Origin of the sequence: Streptomyces sp. NPDC046862 (assembly GCF_040704615.1) — a bacterium.
Taxonomy (GTDB): Bacteria; Actinomycetota; Actinomycetes; order Streptomycetales; family Streptomycetaceae; genus Streptomyces.
The window spans coordinates 165,835-178,725 of sequence record NZ_JBEYXP010000012.1 but is presented as its reverse complement, the minus strand read 5'-3'; the positions used below and the strand labels follow the sequence as shown (position 1 = coordinate 178,725).

At 69.5% G+C, this 12,891-nt stretch carries 18 protein-coding genes and 1 pseudogene; 17 read left to right on the top strand and 2 right to left on the bottom strand.

The features are described from left to right. Window positions 1–10: 10 nt before the first annotated feature. From AB0959_RS16030 to AB0959_RS16020, 3 genes and pseudogenes are all read left to right on the top strand, one after another. Window positions 11–166, top strand: a pseudogene (locus tag AB0959_RS16030) (Rho termination factor N-terminal domain-containing protein); the annotation flags it as partial. 168 nt (window positions 167–334) lie between these two features. Beyond that, window positions 335–802 (top strand): GntR family transcriptional regulator, encoded by a 468-nt coding sequence (locus AB0959_RS16025; RefSeq protein ID WP_366827014.1) that lies wholly within the window; start codon window positions 335–337, stop codon window positions 800–802. Next, window positions 799–1,365, top strand: coding sequence for an HD domain-containing protein (locus AB0959_RS16020; protein WP_366827013.1), 567 nt, complete (start codon window positions 799–801; stop codon window positions 1,363–1,365). The genes AB0959_RS16025 and AB0959_RS16020 overlap by 4 nt, the downstream gene beginning before the upstream one ends. Here the strand turns inward: AB0959_RS16020 and AB0959_RS16015 are convergent. Together AB0959_RS16015 and AB0959_RS16010 are read right to left on the bottom strand one after the other, a co-directional pair. Then, window positions 1,353–1,826 carry an NUDIX domain-containing protein gene (locus AB0959_RS16015; protein WP_366827012.1) on the bottom strand — a complete coding sequence of 158 codons (474 nt, stop codon included), beginning with the start codon at window positions 1,824–1,826 and terminating at the stop codon, window positions 1,353–1,355. The two genes, AB0959_RS16020 and AB0959_RS16015, sit on opposite strands and share 13 nt — an antisense overlap. A 2-nt stretch (window positions 1,827–1,828) precedes the next feature. Further along, on the bottom strand, window positions 1,829–2,602 hold the full coding sequence (locus AB0959_RS16010) for a helix-turn-helix transcriptional regulator (protein ID WP_366827011.1): 774 nt from the start codon (window positions 2,600–2,602) through the stop codon (window positions 1,829–1,831). A 665-nt stretch (window positions 2,603–3,267) separates the two neighbouring features. Between AB0959_RS16010 and AB0959_RS16005 the strand changes: the two genes are divergently transcribed. The 14 genes from AB0959_RS16005 to AB0959_RS15940 all read left to right on the top strand — a co-directional run bounded on the left by AB0959_RS16005 (window position 3,268) and on the right by AB0959_RS15940 (window position 12,880). Then, window positions 3,268–3,534, top strand: a complete 267-nt coding sequence (locus AB0959_RS16005; protein WP_366827010.1) for a DUF6284 family protein — start codon at window positions 3,268–3,270, stop codon at window positions 3,532–3,534. Further along, window positions 3,534–3,821, top strand: coding sequence for a DUF6303 family protein (locus AB0959_RS16000; protein ID WP_366827009.1), 288 nt, complete (start codon window positions 3,534–3,536; stop codon window positions 3,819–3,821). Before AB0959_RS16005 ends, AB0959_RS16000 begins: the two co-directional genes overlap by 1 nt. Then, entirely contained in the window at window positions 3,818–4,858 is a 1,041-nt protein-coding gene (locus AB0959_RS15995; protein WP_366827072.1) for a DUF2637 domain-containing protein, read from the top strand. Before AB0959_RS16000 ends, AB0959_RS15995 begins: the two co-directional genes overlap by 4 nt. Further along, on the top strand, window positions 4,858–5,199 hold the full coding sequence (locus tag AB0959_RS15990) for an RRQRL motif-containing zinc-binding protein (protein WP_366827008.1): 342 nt from the start codon (window positions 4,858–4,860) through the stop codon (window positions 5,197–5,199). Before AB0959_RS15995 ends, AB0959_RS15990 begins: the two co-directional genes overlap by 1 nt. 26 nt (window positions 5,200–5,225) lie before the next feature. After that, window positions 5,226–5,741 (top strand): hypothetical protein, encoded by a 516-nt coding sequence (locus tag AB0959_RS15985; protein ID WP_366827007.1) that lies wholly within the window; start codon window positions 5,226–5,228, stop codon window positions 5,739–5,741. Next, window positions 5,741–6,283 (top strand): plasmid transfer protein TraA, encoded by a 543-nt coding sequence (traA, locus tag AB0959_RS15980; RefSeq protein ID WP_366827006.1) that lies wholly within the window; start codon window positions 5,741–5,743, stop codon window positions 6,281–6,283. Before AB0959_RS15985 ends, traA begins: the two co-directional genes overlap by 1 nt. Window positions 6,284–6,295: 12 nt before the next feature. Next, window positions 6,296–8,305 carry a plasmid transfer protein TraB gene (gene traB, locus AB0959_RS15975; protein ID WP_366827005.1) on the top strand — a complete coding sequence of 670 codons (2,010 nt, stop codon included), beginning with the start codon at window positions 6,296–6,298 and terminating at the stop codon, window positions 8,303–8,305. Between the two features lie 170 nt (window positions 8,306–8,475). Then, window positions 8,476–8,784 carry a hypothetical protein gene (locus tag AB0959_RS15970; RefSeq protein ID WP_366827004.1) on the top strand — a complete coding sequence of 103 codons (309 nt, stop codon included), beginning with the start codon at window positions 8,476–8,478 and terminating at the stop codon, window positions 8,782–8,784. 16 nt (window positions 8,785–8,800) lie between these two features. Continuing rightward, window positions 8,801–9,091: a hypothetical protein gene (locus tag AB0959_RS15965; RefSeq protein ID WP_366827003.1), complete on the top strand. Its 291-nt coding sequence runs from the start codon at window positions 8,801–8,803 to the stop codon at window positions 9,089–9,091. Between the two features lie 86 nt (window positions 9,092–9,177). Next, window positions 9,178–9,918 (top strand): DNA methylase, encoded by a 741-nt coding sequence (locus AB0959_RS15960; RefSeq protein ID WP_366827002.1) that lies wholly within the window; start codon window positions 9,178–9,180, stop codon window positions 9,916–9,918. A 14-nt stretch (window positions 9,919–9,932) separates the two neighbouring features. After that, complete coding sequence (locus AB0959_RS15955) at window positions 9,933–10,793, top strand: DNA primase (protein WP_366827071.1); 861 nt, start codon at window positions 9,933–9,935, stop codon at window positions 10,791–10,793. Further along, window positions 10,790–11,179 carry a hypothetical protein gene (locus AB0959_RS15950; RefSeq protein WP_366827001.1) on the top strand — a complete coding sequence of 130 codons (390 nt, stop codon included), beginning with the start codon at window positions 10,790–10,792 and terminating at the stop codon, window positions 11,177–11,179. The genes AB0959_RS15955 and AB0959_RS15950 overlap by 4 nt, the downstream gene beginning before the upstream one ends. After that, a complete protein-coding gene (locus AB0959_RS15945; RefSeq protein WP_366827000.1) occupies window positions 11,176–12,588 on the top strand; it encodes a phage/plasmid primase, P4 family in 1,413 nt (470 codons plus the stop codon). Before AB0959_RS15950 ends, AB0959_RS15945 begins: the two co-directional genes overlap by 4 nt. Window positions 12,589–12,691: 103 nt before the next feature. Further along, complete coding sequence (locus tag AB0959_RS15940; protein WP_366826999.1) at window positions 12,692–12,880, top strand: helix-turn-helix domain-containing protein; 189 nt, start codon at window positions 12,692–12,694, stop codon at window positions 12,878–12,880. The last annotated feature ends 11 nt before the right edge of the window (window positions 12,881–12,891 follow it).

Here is a 12,891-nt window from a genome sequence, read left to right as displayed (position 1 = left end):
TGCGCGGCAATTGCAGGGGCTTCCTCTGGCTGAGCTGCAGGAATTTGCCCAACGTGTGGGCATAAGGGGAACTCAGCGCTTGCGGAAGAGTCAGTTGATTAAGGCGATCGAGGAGCATTTGGCTGAGAACGCACCGGATCTAGAGCCCCCCGGCCCGGTGCTGTGACAAGTTTACGATCGTGCAAGGTGCCCTGCTAGTTCCTCACCTACCCCGTGCTCCGGTGGGCACTCTCACGCTGGGTGAGGCCGTGCTCCGCACCCAGTTGGGCTCACAGTGCCGTGCACACTGGCAAGTACGTATAGACGGTGAAGGACAACCAGGGAGGGGTACCGCATGGCGCAGGAGGCCAACCCTCGGGGGACTTTCCTGGAGATCGCGGCAGCGGTGGAGGCTCAGATCAAGGCCAACCTGGACATGACGGAGCTGCCGTCGGCAGCCGAGCTCATGAAGGCTCATGGAGTATCGCGCGGGGTCGTGCTCCGGGCATTCGGCGCGCTGCAGAAAGAAGGCGTCGCCGAACCGGTGCCGGGTGGGCGTTGGCGGGTCGTACGAGCAGGTGAGCGGACTGACCGCCGGCCGCTGGCAGACCGCATCGGGGACATCATCAGGGATGAGGGCATACCGGTAGGGGCAGCGTTTCCCAGCGCATCGGTTCTGGCCGAGCGGTTCGGAGTCTCACGCCCCACCGTGACTAAGGCTCTGGACAAACTGGAGGCAGCCGGATGGCTGTCGGAGGGAGGGCAGGGCAAGGTGCGAACCGTCCGCGCGGTGCCGAGTCGAGAGGGGCGTTCGCAGCCTTGACGGGATTGACGGAGTGGGCCTACCCCCTCGCCGAATCGTTGCTATCAGAGCCACTGCCGCGCCGCTGGAAGCACTCACTCGGGGTCGCAGAACGGGCACGCACGCTTGCACCCATGCTGGGCCCGGATGCTGAACTACTGGAAGCGGCGGCGGTCCTCCATGACGTCGGCTACGCCCCGGACTTGGCCAAGACCGGCTTTCACCCGCTGGACGGCGCCCGGTACCTGCGGGACGTGGCGCAGGCCGATGACAGGGTCGTGCGGCTCGTTGCCCACCACTCCTGCGCGTGGATGGAAGCGGAAGCCCGCGGACTACGCGAGGAACTGGAGGCAGAGTTCCCGCGCGAAACTCCCGAACTCACGGACGCGCTCATCTACTGCGACATGAACACAACGCCTGACGGCGTGCCGACGGGCCCCGTCGACCGTGTGAACGAGATCGCCGGACGGTACGGGCCGGACAGTCTCATTGGGACGTTCATCCGCCGCGCTGAGCCGGAGATCCTTGCGAGCACGGCGCGCGTCCTCGAACGGCTCGCCGCGGTCAAGCGTCAGCCGATGTAGGGAGCGGTCCGTGTCCGGTCCATGGCGTGGTGGATCCTAAGTCGCATGGTCGGGTGGATGTCGTACTCAGACAGGTCCGTCGGGGCAACCCAACGGACCTGTGTCGTCTCACTGCTCGTACGGATGTCACCGCCGATTAGCCGCGCGCGGAAGCACATGCTGAACTGCTGACGGACTTCCCCGTCGTCGTACTTGAGGACGTGCCCAGGGTCGGTGTAGATGCCCGTCAGCTCGGTGACCTCGACCTTCATCCCGGTCTCTTCCCAGACCTCCCGCACGACCGTGCCACTGATGAATTCGCCCGCGTCATGCCCGCCCCCAGGGAGCGCCCAACGGCCATTGTCGGAGCGCTTGATCAGGAGCACATCCCCTACCGCGTTCTGCACGAACGCCACGACGGAGGGCACCACCGAGTTGGCCGGCGGCGCGGCGGGGTCGTTGTAGTAGTCGACGCGTCCCATGCTCAGGCTCCCTTGAAGTCTGCTTCTGTCGCCTGACGTGCTCCACCCCAGGTCTGTTCGATGCTATTCGCGTACGTCTCGAACAGTCCGCCGCCCGGCACGCGGCGCAGGTGAAGAACGGGCGCGAGGTAGGCGGGCACCCCGTAAACGTGGGTGTTCACCAGGATCTCGTCATCCGCCCGGTACAGGGAGTTGTACAGCGTGGAGTCGTGCAGCCGGAACCGGATCTCCGGGTGGCTGTCGAACAGCGGACGATAGTTGATCAAGGCGTTGCGAATCTTGCCGTCCATGATGCCGTGGCCCTCATCTATGCCGCGCTGCCTCACCGCCGCACAGTCAGGGTCGCCTAGCAGGATGCGCACCTGCGTCTGCCCCATGGTCCCTCCGGCCTCTACCTTCTGCCGAAGGAGTTCGAGGAATCGCGGATCTTCGGACAGGAAGAGTCCCGAGTAGACCAGGACATCGAGGTACTGCTGAGCACGCCCATACATCTCGTGCCACAGCCCGGACGGGACCAGGTGGCGGTGCGGGTAGACCGTGATGATCTCCGCCTTGCTCAGATCCGCCGAACTCTCCGTGTTACGGCTGTCATCCCACAAGGTCGTCACGCCCACTCGGAGCGCTGACGCCGTCGCGTACTGATGACGCCGGTAAGGCACCTTCCCCTGGGTTATCCAGCGTTCGACCGTCTTCGGGTTGACCCCGATCTCGTCAGCCAGGCTCTGCACCGTCATGCCTCGCGCCAACAGGGCTGACCTCAAGCGCTCGTTGGACATCTGCACCCCCGATGGGACGTCTAGGGACGTCTCGACGGTAGCCAGATGCCCCGAAGCTGTCTACGGGCGAGGTGCACAACTCCCCTGACCTGGAGTGATTCTGATGGTGCGCCAAGAAGTTCCGGCGCAACCCAAGAAGTCCCGTCGGACAACTTGACGAGACTATGATGCAGTACCTGTAATACAGGTACTGCATCACGCAAGACCGGTGAGCGGCCCTCAGTGGCCGTTCCCGAGCGCTGAAGGCGGGGACGCTGCAATCCCGCTAAAGGCCAGGTGGAACAGGGTTTCGGCCCGTACTGGCGAGGTGGCCCGGTGACCGCGAGCAACGGCCGGCGTGTGGGGACTTGGTCCCCCTTGCAGTGCTTCATCCCTGTTGATCTCGACTGAGAGGAACCCCGGTGTACCGACGACATCGGTGGGCGCCGCCGCGATGGACCGGCCAGCGGCGCCCGTACGGCATTCCCGGTCCGCCCTCTTCCTGGCATCGCAGCGGCTAGCGCTGCGGCCGGCTGCCTCTCCCGCCCGTCCACCGCCGCACGCGGTTGGTCGACGGACGGGAGCACGGGGAGCCGGATCGTCCGACTTCAAACGGCGCGCGGCCCCGGTGCTCGAACACCGGGGCCGCTGTTCGGGCCGTACCACCCTGAGAGGAACCACGACCCATGAAGCACATCGGTGCTGTTCAGGCGGTTGTTACCGCCGCCGACGACTTCGACCGCGAGCCGACGTTCGCGGAGCTGGACGCCATCGCGCACGAGACGCCGCTGATCGAGGCTGACGTTGAGTTGCTGGACGTGCAGATCAGCCTGCTCGACCGGACGCCGACCGAGGTGGACCACCAGCGCATCCGCCGGGCGCGGCGCAAGGTGCTGGCCGCGCGCCGGACCCTGGCGAACCGGGGCGGTGCCGTTTCATCGGTGGTGGCCTGATGGCGGGCGAGTTCACGGCGCAGATGTCTGTGTTCAAGGGCCGGTGGCGGCTGTACGTGGTGCTGTTCAACACCACCGAGCGTTGGCCGGAGTTCGGCTTTGACCGGGCGCTGCCGGTGCCGACGCTCACCGAGCGTTCACAGGCGCTCAGCGTGCTCGGGTTCGAGCCGGTCCCGGGCGCAGAGTGGCAGTGGACCGAGGACCGCGACGACCCCGAGGACCCCGCTTCGCCGGTCGTCCTGATCGCCGCCGTGCGGGTGCGTTCATGGACGGGGGCGGGCGCGTGAACGCCGTTCAGATCCGTTCAGCCGAGCGCGCGCTGTCGATCGGTACGTGGCTGATCGTGGCGGGCGCGATGCTGTATTCGATCCTCACCGTCACCCCCCTCGCTGCCGAGCACACGCCGAATGAGTGGGACTGGACGGCCCCGATACTGCCCCTGGTGGTGGACGCCGCCGTGGTCATCGTGGTGCGGCTCGATGCGGTGCTGGCCCGTCTCGGGGGCCATGGCGGCCGGTGGCCGGTGGTCCTGCGGTGGATGACCGGCTGCATGACGCTCGCCCTGAACGTCGCTGACTCCGCGCTGGCGAAAGACCTGGTGGGCGTGGCCGTGCACGCGGTCGCCCCGTTGCTGCTGATCGTCACAGCGGAAACCGGGCTGGCCTACCGGCGCGCGATCGCGGCGGCCGTCACCGCGCTGGAAGAGCGGCAGCAAGCCGAACGGGAAGCACGCCGGCAAGCCGCACGCGAGGAGCGTGAGGCCGCTGTGCGGCTGGCCCGTGAGGAGCGCGAGCATGCCGCGATGCTGGCCCGTGAACAGCGCGACCACGAAGCCCAATTGGCCCGTGAACAGACCGAGCGGGAAGAGCGGGCCCGCCGGGAGGAACGCGAGCAGGCGGCGGCGCGCGAGCGTGCCGAGCGTGAGGCCCGTGAACGCGCTGAGCGCGAGCGTGAACACCAGCGGCAGGAGCGTGAACGCCGTGAACGCGAGGAGGCCGAGCGCCGCGAACGCGAGCGTGCCGAGCGGGAGCGCCGTGAACACGCCGCACGGATCGAGCAGGCCGAGCGTGAACGCCGTGAACGCGCTGAGCGCGAGGAGCGGGCCGAGCGTGAACGCGCCGCGCTGCTGGCCGCCGGGCCCGCCACGGAGAAGCTCCCCGAGGACCGTGCTCACGCGGTCGTGAGGGCCGCGTTCGAGGCTGGGTTGCCGGTGCGGGCCGCCGCCGAACTGTGCGGCTGGTCGGTCGGCTGGGTCTCCACCCGCTACGCGGAACACCGCGACCCCGGCACCGGTGGCGCTGAGCTGGCGATCGCGGGCCGCTGATGGCCGCGATACCAGTCTACGTCTGGCGTCTGGCGCCGGACGGGTTGGCCACCCGCCGTCAGCTCCGTGCCAAGGGGCTACGGCCGGGTGGTCAGGACGTGGTCGCGCAGATCGAGCGTCCACGCCGTCGCCGTCCGCCGCTGGTCGCCTACCTCTACGCGGTCGACCAGGCCAAGCCCGTGCGCCCCATGACCCCGGCCAAGTGGGCGGCGCTCGGCAAGGCCAACACTGCCCGCCGCACCTGCCCGCAGTGCCGCACCGACGCCGGATACGTCATCCCCGCCTCGCTCGGCGTGTGTGTGCCGTGTGCGTTCCCCGACGACGAACAGCGCGCCGCCTAAAACCCCTCCGACCTGGGAGTTTCGCTGTGTCCAGCCGTACCCGTACCCGCGCCGTGAAGACGGCGGCGGGTGTCCACACCGTCCGTATCCCCCGTCAGCGTGGGCGGCGCTCCGACCCGTTCGTGATCGTCGTCCCCGAGCGCCCCTCCCTGACCCGCGAAGCGTTCGGGTTCATCGGCCGCGCGCTGTGGCGCTTCCGCCGCGCGCTCGCCCCGACCGCCCTCGCCGTCCTCGCACTGCCGGTGACCGCCATCCTGCACGTGCTGGCGTGGTGGTCCGGGCTGCTCCTCGCCCCCGTCGCCGCGGCGCCGCTGGTGTGGCTGCTGGTCATGCAGCGCCGCCGCCCCGCCACCGGAACCACCCTCGGCTGGCGCACCGGCCTGGCCGCGCTGGCGGTCACCGCGTCCGCGTGGGTGGCGCTGGCCGCCGGGTTCGGCCCCCTCGCTGGGCCGCTGGAGCTGCTCTGGCTGCTCACCCTGATCGCCGCGCAGACCGTGTGGCTCATCGTCCGCCGCACCCAGACCCCTGAGGAGATCGTCTGATGGCGCAGCACACCAATGGCCAGCGTGCGCGCGGGCCGGTCAACGACCCCAAGACTGGCAAGTTCGCCAACGCCGGCGCCGCCGCGGGCGGGTTCGTCGGCGCGATGGGCAGCTCGTTCGTTCCGCCGATCAACGTCACCGTGAACAACAACAAGAGCGTGGCCCGCACCGGCGGCGGGCCGCGCCCGGAGACCTTGCTCCCGGCGCCGGAGTTTCTCTCTCCGGCGCAGACCCGGCAGTACTGCAACACCCTGCGCGCCGCTGCCGTGGCTCTGTCCATCGAGGTGGCCATGGGTGCCGAGATCCTCAAGGGCGTGCTGAGCGAGGTGCCCGACCCCGAGGGCAAGCCGTTCGGCTCGCGCCGCCGTGCGGCCAAGGTGGCTCGCAAGATGCAGAAGGCCGCTGACGCGTTGCAGTCCGCGGGCAAGAACGCCGCCGCCTGCTACTCCGCCTATCAGCAGGAGTTCCAGGAGGAGATCAACCGCGTCCGCCACCGCGCCCGGAAGCCTCAGCGACCGGTCGTCAACTGGACCGACCAGTAAGGAGACCCGTACATGACCAGGAACAACAGGCGCGGCCGTGAAGTCATGGACCACCTTGGCAACGGTCTCGTCGCCACCTACGCCCAGCCCGGATACGGTCGTTCTGGTGGTATCGGGGAGTACCTGCTGGCCCGTGCCATGCCGCACCTTCCCCCGTGGCTGGTGACGGCGGGCGTCGGTATTGCAGGTGTCGGCGGCAATCAGATGTGGGCCGACTCGGCAGCGGCCGGTGTGGGCCTGACGCTCTCCTCCGTCGCGCTCACCGCGGTGACGTGGTGGGCCGGACGCAACACGAGCGCTCAGCGGCGCCTGCACTCCGCGATCACGGTGGCGGCCGGTACGACGTGGTTCACCGCGGCCGCGCTCGCCGGACCCCTCACCGGCCCGCTCCCGGACGCGTACCTCATGGGCGGGGCGACGCTCGCCCTGTCGTGGAACGTGCGGATGATGCTCCGCACCAGCGACGGCAGCGGCGAGAACTCCGACAAGGGCCTGCTGGAGAAGGTGGGCCTGGCCAAGGCGCAGATCGGCAACGTCACGGTGGAGCCCAACAAGGTCACCGTGCCCTACGCGCTGCCGGCCGGAGAGGGCACCAACGAAGACGTGGGCAAGGCTCTGCCGAACATCGCGGCAGCCCTCGACGTGCCCGCCAACAGCGTGCGCAACCGGCCCGACCCCGAGTCCGCGGCGCGCGGCACGGTCACCATCGTCCCGAAGGACATGCTGAAGGAGATCATCTGGTACCCCGGCCCGTCCGCCCCTGGTGGCTCGATCACGGAACCGATCGTCATCGGCGTCTACGAGGACGGACGCAAGCTGCAACTCACCATCCCCGAGGCACTGCACCTGCTCATCATGGGGATGACCGGCTCCGGCAAGACCGAGGGCGCCCTCGACGTCCTGTGCGAGGTGCTCACCCGCCGTGACGTGGCCGTGTGGCTGTCCGACCCCAAGGTCGGCCAGGACCTGGGCGAGGCATTCGCCGCATGTGACTGGGTGGTCACCACCCCGTCCGGCGCAGAGCTGATGATCGAGTCCCTGAAGGTGGCCATCCCGGCCCGCCAGAAGTGGCTCGGTGACCACAAGTACCGCAGCTGGGCACCAGAGGCCGCCCAGGTGCAGAACGCCCCTGCGCACTCCTGCCTGCGTGACGGGCGCGCGTGCGGCTGCCCCGGCATGCCGTACCTGATCTCCTGGTTCGAGGAGGCCGCGAACACGCTCCGCGCGGTCGACGACGACGCGTTCACCAACATCGCCCAAGAGGCGCGGTCGGCCGGTATCTGGCTGGTGGTCTCGATGCAGCGCGCGTCCGGATACCAGATCTCCACCGACACCCGCGCGTCCCTGCCCGCGTCGCTGTGCTTCGGCGTCGAAGAGAAAGACGCCGGATTCGCCCTCCCCTCCGAGGTCCTCGACGCCGGCGCCAACCCCGGGGCATGGGGCAACAAGCGACCCGGCTACAACTACCTGGTCGCCAAGGGCATCGACGAGGAACTGTGGTCCACCCCCGGCCGGACCTTCCGCAACGACCCCGTAGCGCTCACGTGGGTCACCCGCGAGTTCGCCGCCGTCCGCATGGCCATCGACCCCATCACCGAGGCCGCCGCAACCAGCGTCGCCGGACGCGCGTACACCGACCGGAACGCCGACGAGCAAGCCGTCGAGGAGGACGACGACATGCAGCATGAGCCGCTGGTGGACCCCGAGGACGACGACATCGACCCCGAGGCCGAACTCCCGGAGTCGGAACAGGGCGACGACACCCCGCTCGTCAGGCAGACCACCGGACGCAAGCCGTCGCCCGAGGAGGCACGGCAGCTCTTCGTCCAGGCGCTGGAGGAGTTCGAGCGCAAGGGACAGATGGTCGTCGGCCCGAAGGACTTCAACGACTGGTGCGACGAGCACAACCTGTCCCGCCCGTGGGTGTCCGAGCGCCTCAAGGAGGCGTACCTGGAGGGCCGGTTGAAGGAGACGGGCAAGACCGGCCGGTGGCGGATCATACCGACCCTGACACCCGCCTGACGCCTGACACCGTCAGGGCCCCGTGACACCCGTTCCCCTAGGCAGGCGCGGGTGTCACGCGCCCTGACAGCGACCGCTGACACCCCCTGACACTCACGCCTGACACCCGATCCCGCGGGCCCGCGCCACACCCCGGCGCGGGCCCGCCGCCGTCCCAGAAGGGAGCGCACATGACCCACCACGAACCGCCGGGGAACCTCGCCCCGCACATCCCCGCCGACGACTACCGCCGCGCACAGGCGACCGGCGCCCCGATCGTCATCGTCGTCAACGGCGCCACCCCCACCGGCATCCCGTGGCGGCGGGTGCTGATCCCGCTCGCCATCGCGGGCGCCGCCGCAGTCGGCGGCTGGGGGCTGGTCGTCGCCCTGTGCGCGCTCCTGGACGCCACCGCCCACGCCGTCACCGTCATCGCGGGCGCCGCCGGACCCATCGGCATCGGCGGCGGCATCACCTTCAAACTCGCCCGCCGCAAGTAGCCCGAAGGGAAACCCCATGGTCCGACTGCGTATCCAGCGCGCCACCTGGCCCCGACCCGCTCTGATCCTCACCGACACGCCCCGCCCGGACTGCACCGAGTGCGACGGCGTGGGCGGCATCGAGCACGACTACGGCGACTACGAGACCGGCGAGTACGCCGGCACCGACTGGGAGCCCTGCCCCTGCTGGACCGAGAGGCGCATGGTCCTGCTCCCCCTGCCGCGCCTGCCCCGGTGGATGCGGCGGCGCCACCGCGTCCGCGATCCGTGGGCCAGCCACGGCTACAGCAACGAACCGCCCTTCTAGCTACGCCAAGGGCGGCCCCCCTCTCGCCAAAGACCGGGGCCGCCCTTGCTCGCCAGCATCCACCAAGGAACTGGAGATCTCCCAGCATGACCCAACACACCCTCTTCCGGCGAGTGCCGGATACCTTCCGGCCCTTCCGGGTCCTGGACGCCTACTCCTGCATCGGCGGCGGCACCAAGGGCTACCGCGCCGCGTTCGGCGAGGACTGCCACATCACCGGCGTCGACAAGGAAGCCCAACCGGACTACTGCGGCGACGACTTCCACCAGGGCGACGCCATCGCCTTCATCCTCGCCCACGGCCACGAGTTCGACTTCATCCACGCCTCCCCGCCCTGCCAGGGAGAGGGCGCGCCGACCAAGGGCACGAACAAGGCCCGCAACGCGGCCATCGGCCGCACCTACCCGAGGCTCATCGCACCCACCCGCGCCGCGCTGGAGACCACCGGCCGCCCGTACGTGATCGAGAACGTGGCCGGCTCCGAGGTCCGCAAGGACATCCGTCTGTGCGGGGAACAGTTCGGCCTCGCCGTGCTCATGCACCGCTACTTCGAGCTGGGCGGCTGGACGACCGCGCGGCCGGCCCACCCCCGACACCGGGGCAGGGTGCGCGGATATCGCCACGGCGAGTACTTCGACGGCCCCTACGTCGCCGCGTACGGCAAGGGCGGCGGCAAAGCCACCGTGGAGGAGATCCGCGCCGCCAAGCGGATCGACTGGTCCACCGACCACCTCCGTCTGCGCGAGGCACTGCCACCCGCCTACACCGAGTGGATCGGCCGCGCCTACCTCGCCACCCTCGCCCCCGCGTTGGAGGTGGCCGCGTGACCACCGCCCCGACCATGCTGGACACCGCGCTCATGCTGGCCACACACGGCATCCCGCCCCTGCCCCTGCGAGCGGGAAAGGTGCCGTTCGGCAACTGCCCCGACTGCACCGGCAACGCGTGTGGCGGACGACCGAACATGAAGAACGCCGGCCCCTGTCAGTGCCCCCGCGTCTGCCACGCGTGGGCCGCCGCCACCACCAACCCGCACGTGCTCACCTCCCCCGTGTGGGCTTCGGTGTGGCGTGAGGCGGTGGCGGTCGCCTATCACCCCGGTGGGGCGGGGCTGACGGTGGTCGACCTGGACAACGCGGCGGCCGTGGCGTGGGCGCGTGCCACGCTGCCCGCAACTCGCACCGTGCCCACCACACGGGGCCAGCACTGGATCTACCAGGGCGCCATGCCGTCCGCCAACGCGGTCCGCCCCGGCGTGGACATCAAGTCACACAGCCAGTACGCCCGTTGGCTCGGTCTCGGCACCGGGCGCATGACGGCTCTGCCATCGGCCGTCCGCGCCCTAGTGGTGAGGGAAGACACCACCCCCGCGCGGGGCGGGGTGGCCTCTTCCGTCGCCGCGCGCGCCACCTGGGACCGTTCCGTGGCAACCGGATGCCGACACACCGAGCGATTCGTCCGTACCGGCCTGGACCGCGGACTCGCCCTCGTACGGGCCCGCACCGAATCCGGCGCGGGATCACAGGCGTTCGGCGTGGCCCGCTTCCTCGCCACCCAGCACACCCAGTGCCCCGGACCGTGCGGACTGGACGCCATCGGCGAGGAGATCGTGGCCGCCGCCGTCCTAGTCGGTGTCCCCGAGACCTACGCCCGCCGAGCCGTCACCAACGGCCTGAGCACGGCAGCGGAGCGCGCGACATGAGCACAACATCCCCGACCCCCGACAGCGGCCCCCAGGGCGCCGGACAGGGCCCGCCACAGACAGCCGTGGGCGTGCCGAAGGTCGCCGCCCGTCAGGGCGTCCTTTCTGCCCTTCGTTCTGACCCACGCTCTGACGACACCGGCAACCCCACACCGGACCGGCCCGGCATCCGCATCTACGCCCCGCCCGTCTACCGCCACCACTACGACGGCGCGCGCTGGTCCAAGCGCTACGGCGACACCCCGACCGCCGCGTATGCCTGCTCCTGCGGCAAGACCGGCACGGCCACCGGCGCCCGCGCCGTGGCCGCCCTGGTCACCGCATACGACACCCACCGCGACGCATGCCCGCTCCGCAACCCCCAGGAAGGGAGGCACGCGGCATGACCGACCCCACCCGCACCGAGGAACTCCCGCCGCCGTCCAACCCCCTGGCCGTCGCCCGCCGTCTCCTGCCCGACTGGCAGACCGGCGGGCACCTGGTGTGCCGACGGTGGCGCGCCTCATGGATGCGCTGGAACGGCACCTGCTGGCGCGAGCTGGACGACGCGCAGATGCGCGCCGCCATGTACACGCGCTTGGAGCACGCCGTCTACCAGGCGCCCGGCAAGGACGGCGAGACCGAGGAACGCGATTGGGCGCCCACGAAGCAGAAGATCAGCAACCTGCTCGACGCCATGGGCGCGATCACGCTCCTGCCCACCGAGACCGACGCCCCGGCATGGCTCGACGAACAGGGCGCCGCCGGCCCGGACCAGGGGCCCATCGTGGCGTGCGCGAACGGGTTGCTGCGCATCCAGGACCGTGCGCTTCTGCCGCACTCGCCGGAGTTCTTCAACCTCGTCTCCGTCCCGTTCGCCTACGACCCCGACGCCACCGCGTCCACGTGGGAACGGTTCCTGGCGCAGATCTGGCCCGACGACCCCGACGCCATCGCCGCACTTCAGGAATGGTTCGGCTACGTCGTCTCCGGCCGGACCGACCAGCAGAAGATTCTGCTCATCGTCGGCCCGTCCCGCTCAGGCAAGGGCACCATCGCCCGCGTGCTGAAAGAGCTGGTCGGCAAGGAGAACCTGGCCGGACCGACCCTCGCGGGACTCGGCACGAACTTCGGACTGGCCACCCTCGTCGGAAAGCCGCTCGCCGTCATCTCCGACGCCCGTCTGGCAGGCAACGACAACACCCAGGTCGTAGAGCGGCTGCTGACGATCTCCGGTGACGACACGATCGACATCGACCGCAAGTACCGCGAGCAGTGGACCGGCAAGCTGCCCACCCGGCTGATGATCCTGTCCAACGAACTGCCGCACTTCGGCGACTCCTCCGGCGTCATCGCCAACCGGTTCATCCTGCTCAGCATGCGCATGTCCTGGCTCGGCAAGGAAGACACCACCCTCACCGACCGGCTCACCGCCGAAATGCCCGGCATCCTCAACTGGGCCCTGGAAGGACTCGCCCGCCTCAAGCGCAACGGACGGATCACCGAACCGTCATCCAGCCGCGAAGCGATCACCACCATGCGGGACACAGCGAGCCCGACCAGCGCTTTCGTACGCGAGCGGTGCACCACCGGCCCCACGTGCAGCGTGCCCGTGGATGCCCTGTGGGCCGTCTGGCGGGACTGGGCCGAGGACAACGGCGTCCGCCCCGGCACGAAGCAGGTGTTCGGCCGCAACCTGCTCTCCGTCATCCCCCAGCTCAACCGGACCCGGCCCCGGGACGCGTACGGCCGACAGGTGGCCACCTACAACGGGATCACCCTCAACCAGTCCGAACCACATCTGCCTGAGTCGTGACTCATCGCGACTCAGACCCCCTCTCACCGGCTCTGAGTCGCGATGAGTCGCGACTCAGAGCAATGTCACTCCAACTCTCCGAGCCCCTGGAGGAGTCCCGACTGTGGCAGGCACTCAGAAGCTCAAGCTCCCTGAAGTCCTCGCAGAGATCAAGATGAGCCGCGCTGCCTTCTACCGCATGAGGGCCCGTGGCAAGGCGCCTCGCATCACCTACCTCCCCAACGGCCAGATACGCGTGACCCGCAGCGACCTGGACGACTGGTGGGACCGCCTCGAACGCCCCGCCTACTGACTGCCGCTCGA

Coding starts and splice junctions, on each gene's coding strand:
- AB0959_RS15960 (WP_366827002.1), top strand. CDS start 9,178: ATGACCCAACACACCCTCTTCCGGCGAGTGCCGGATACCTTCCGGCCC.
- AB0959_RS15990 (WP_366827008.1), top strand. CDS start 4,858: ATGGCCGCGATACCAGTCTACGTCTGGCGTCTGGCGCCGGACGGGTTG.
- AB0959_RS16015 (WP_366827012.1), bottom strand. CDS start 1,826: ATGGGACGCGTCGACTACTACAACGACCCCGCCGCGCCGCCGGCCAAC.
- traA (WP_366827006.1), top strand. CDS start 5,741: ATGGCGCAGCACACCAATGGCCAGCGTGCGCGCGGGCCGGTCAACGAC.
- AB0959_RS15950 (WP_366827001.1), top strand. CDS start 10,790: ATGAGCACAACATCCCCGACCCCCGACAGCGGCCCCCAGGGCGCCGGA.
- AB0959_RS15965 (WP_366827003.1), top strand. CDS start 8,801: ATGGTCCGACTGCGTATCCAGCGCGCCACCTGGCCCCGACCCGCTCTG.
- AB0959_RS15970 (WP_366827004.1), top strand. CDS start 8,476: ATGACCCACCACGAACCGCCGGGGAACCTCGCCCCGCACATCCCCGCC.
- AB0959_RS16025 (WP_366827014.1), top strand. CDS start 335: ATGGCGCAGGAGGCCAACCCTCGGGGGACTTTCCTGGAGATCGCGGCA.
- AB0959_RS16005 (WP_366827010.1), top strand. CDS start 3,268: ATGAAGCACATCGGTGCTGTTCAGGCGGTTGTTACCGCCGCCGACGAC.
- AB0959_RS16000 (WP_366827009.1), top strand. CDS start 3,534: ATGGCGGGCGAGTTCACGGCGCAGATGTCTGTGTTCAAGGGCCGGTGG.
- traB (WP_366827005.1), top strand. CDS start 6,296: ATGACCAGGAACAACAGGCGCGGCCGTGAAGTCATGGACCACCTTGGC.
- AB0959_RS15955 (WP_366827071.1), top strand. CDS start 9,933: ATGCTGGACACCGCGCTCATGCTGGCCACACACGGCATCCCGCCCCTG.
- AB0959_RS16010 (WP_366827011.1), bottom strand. CDS start 2,602: ATGTCCAACGAGCGCTTGAGGTCAGCCCTGTTGGCGCGAGGCATGACG.
- AB0959_RS15945 (WP_366827000.1), top strand. CDS start 11,176: ATGACCGACCCCACCCGCACCGAGGAACTCCCGCCGCCGTCCAACCCC.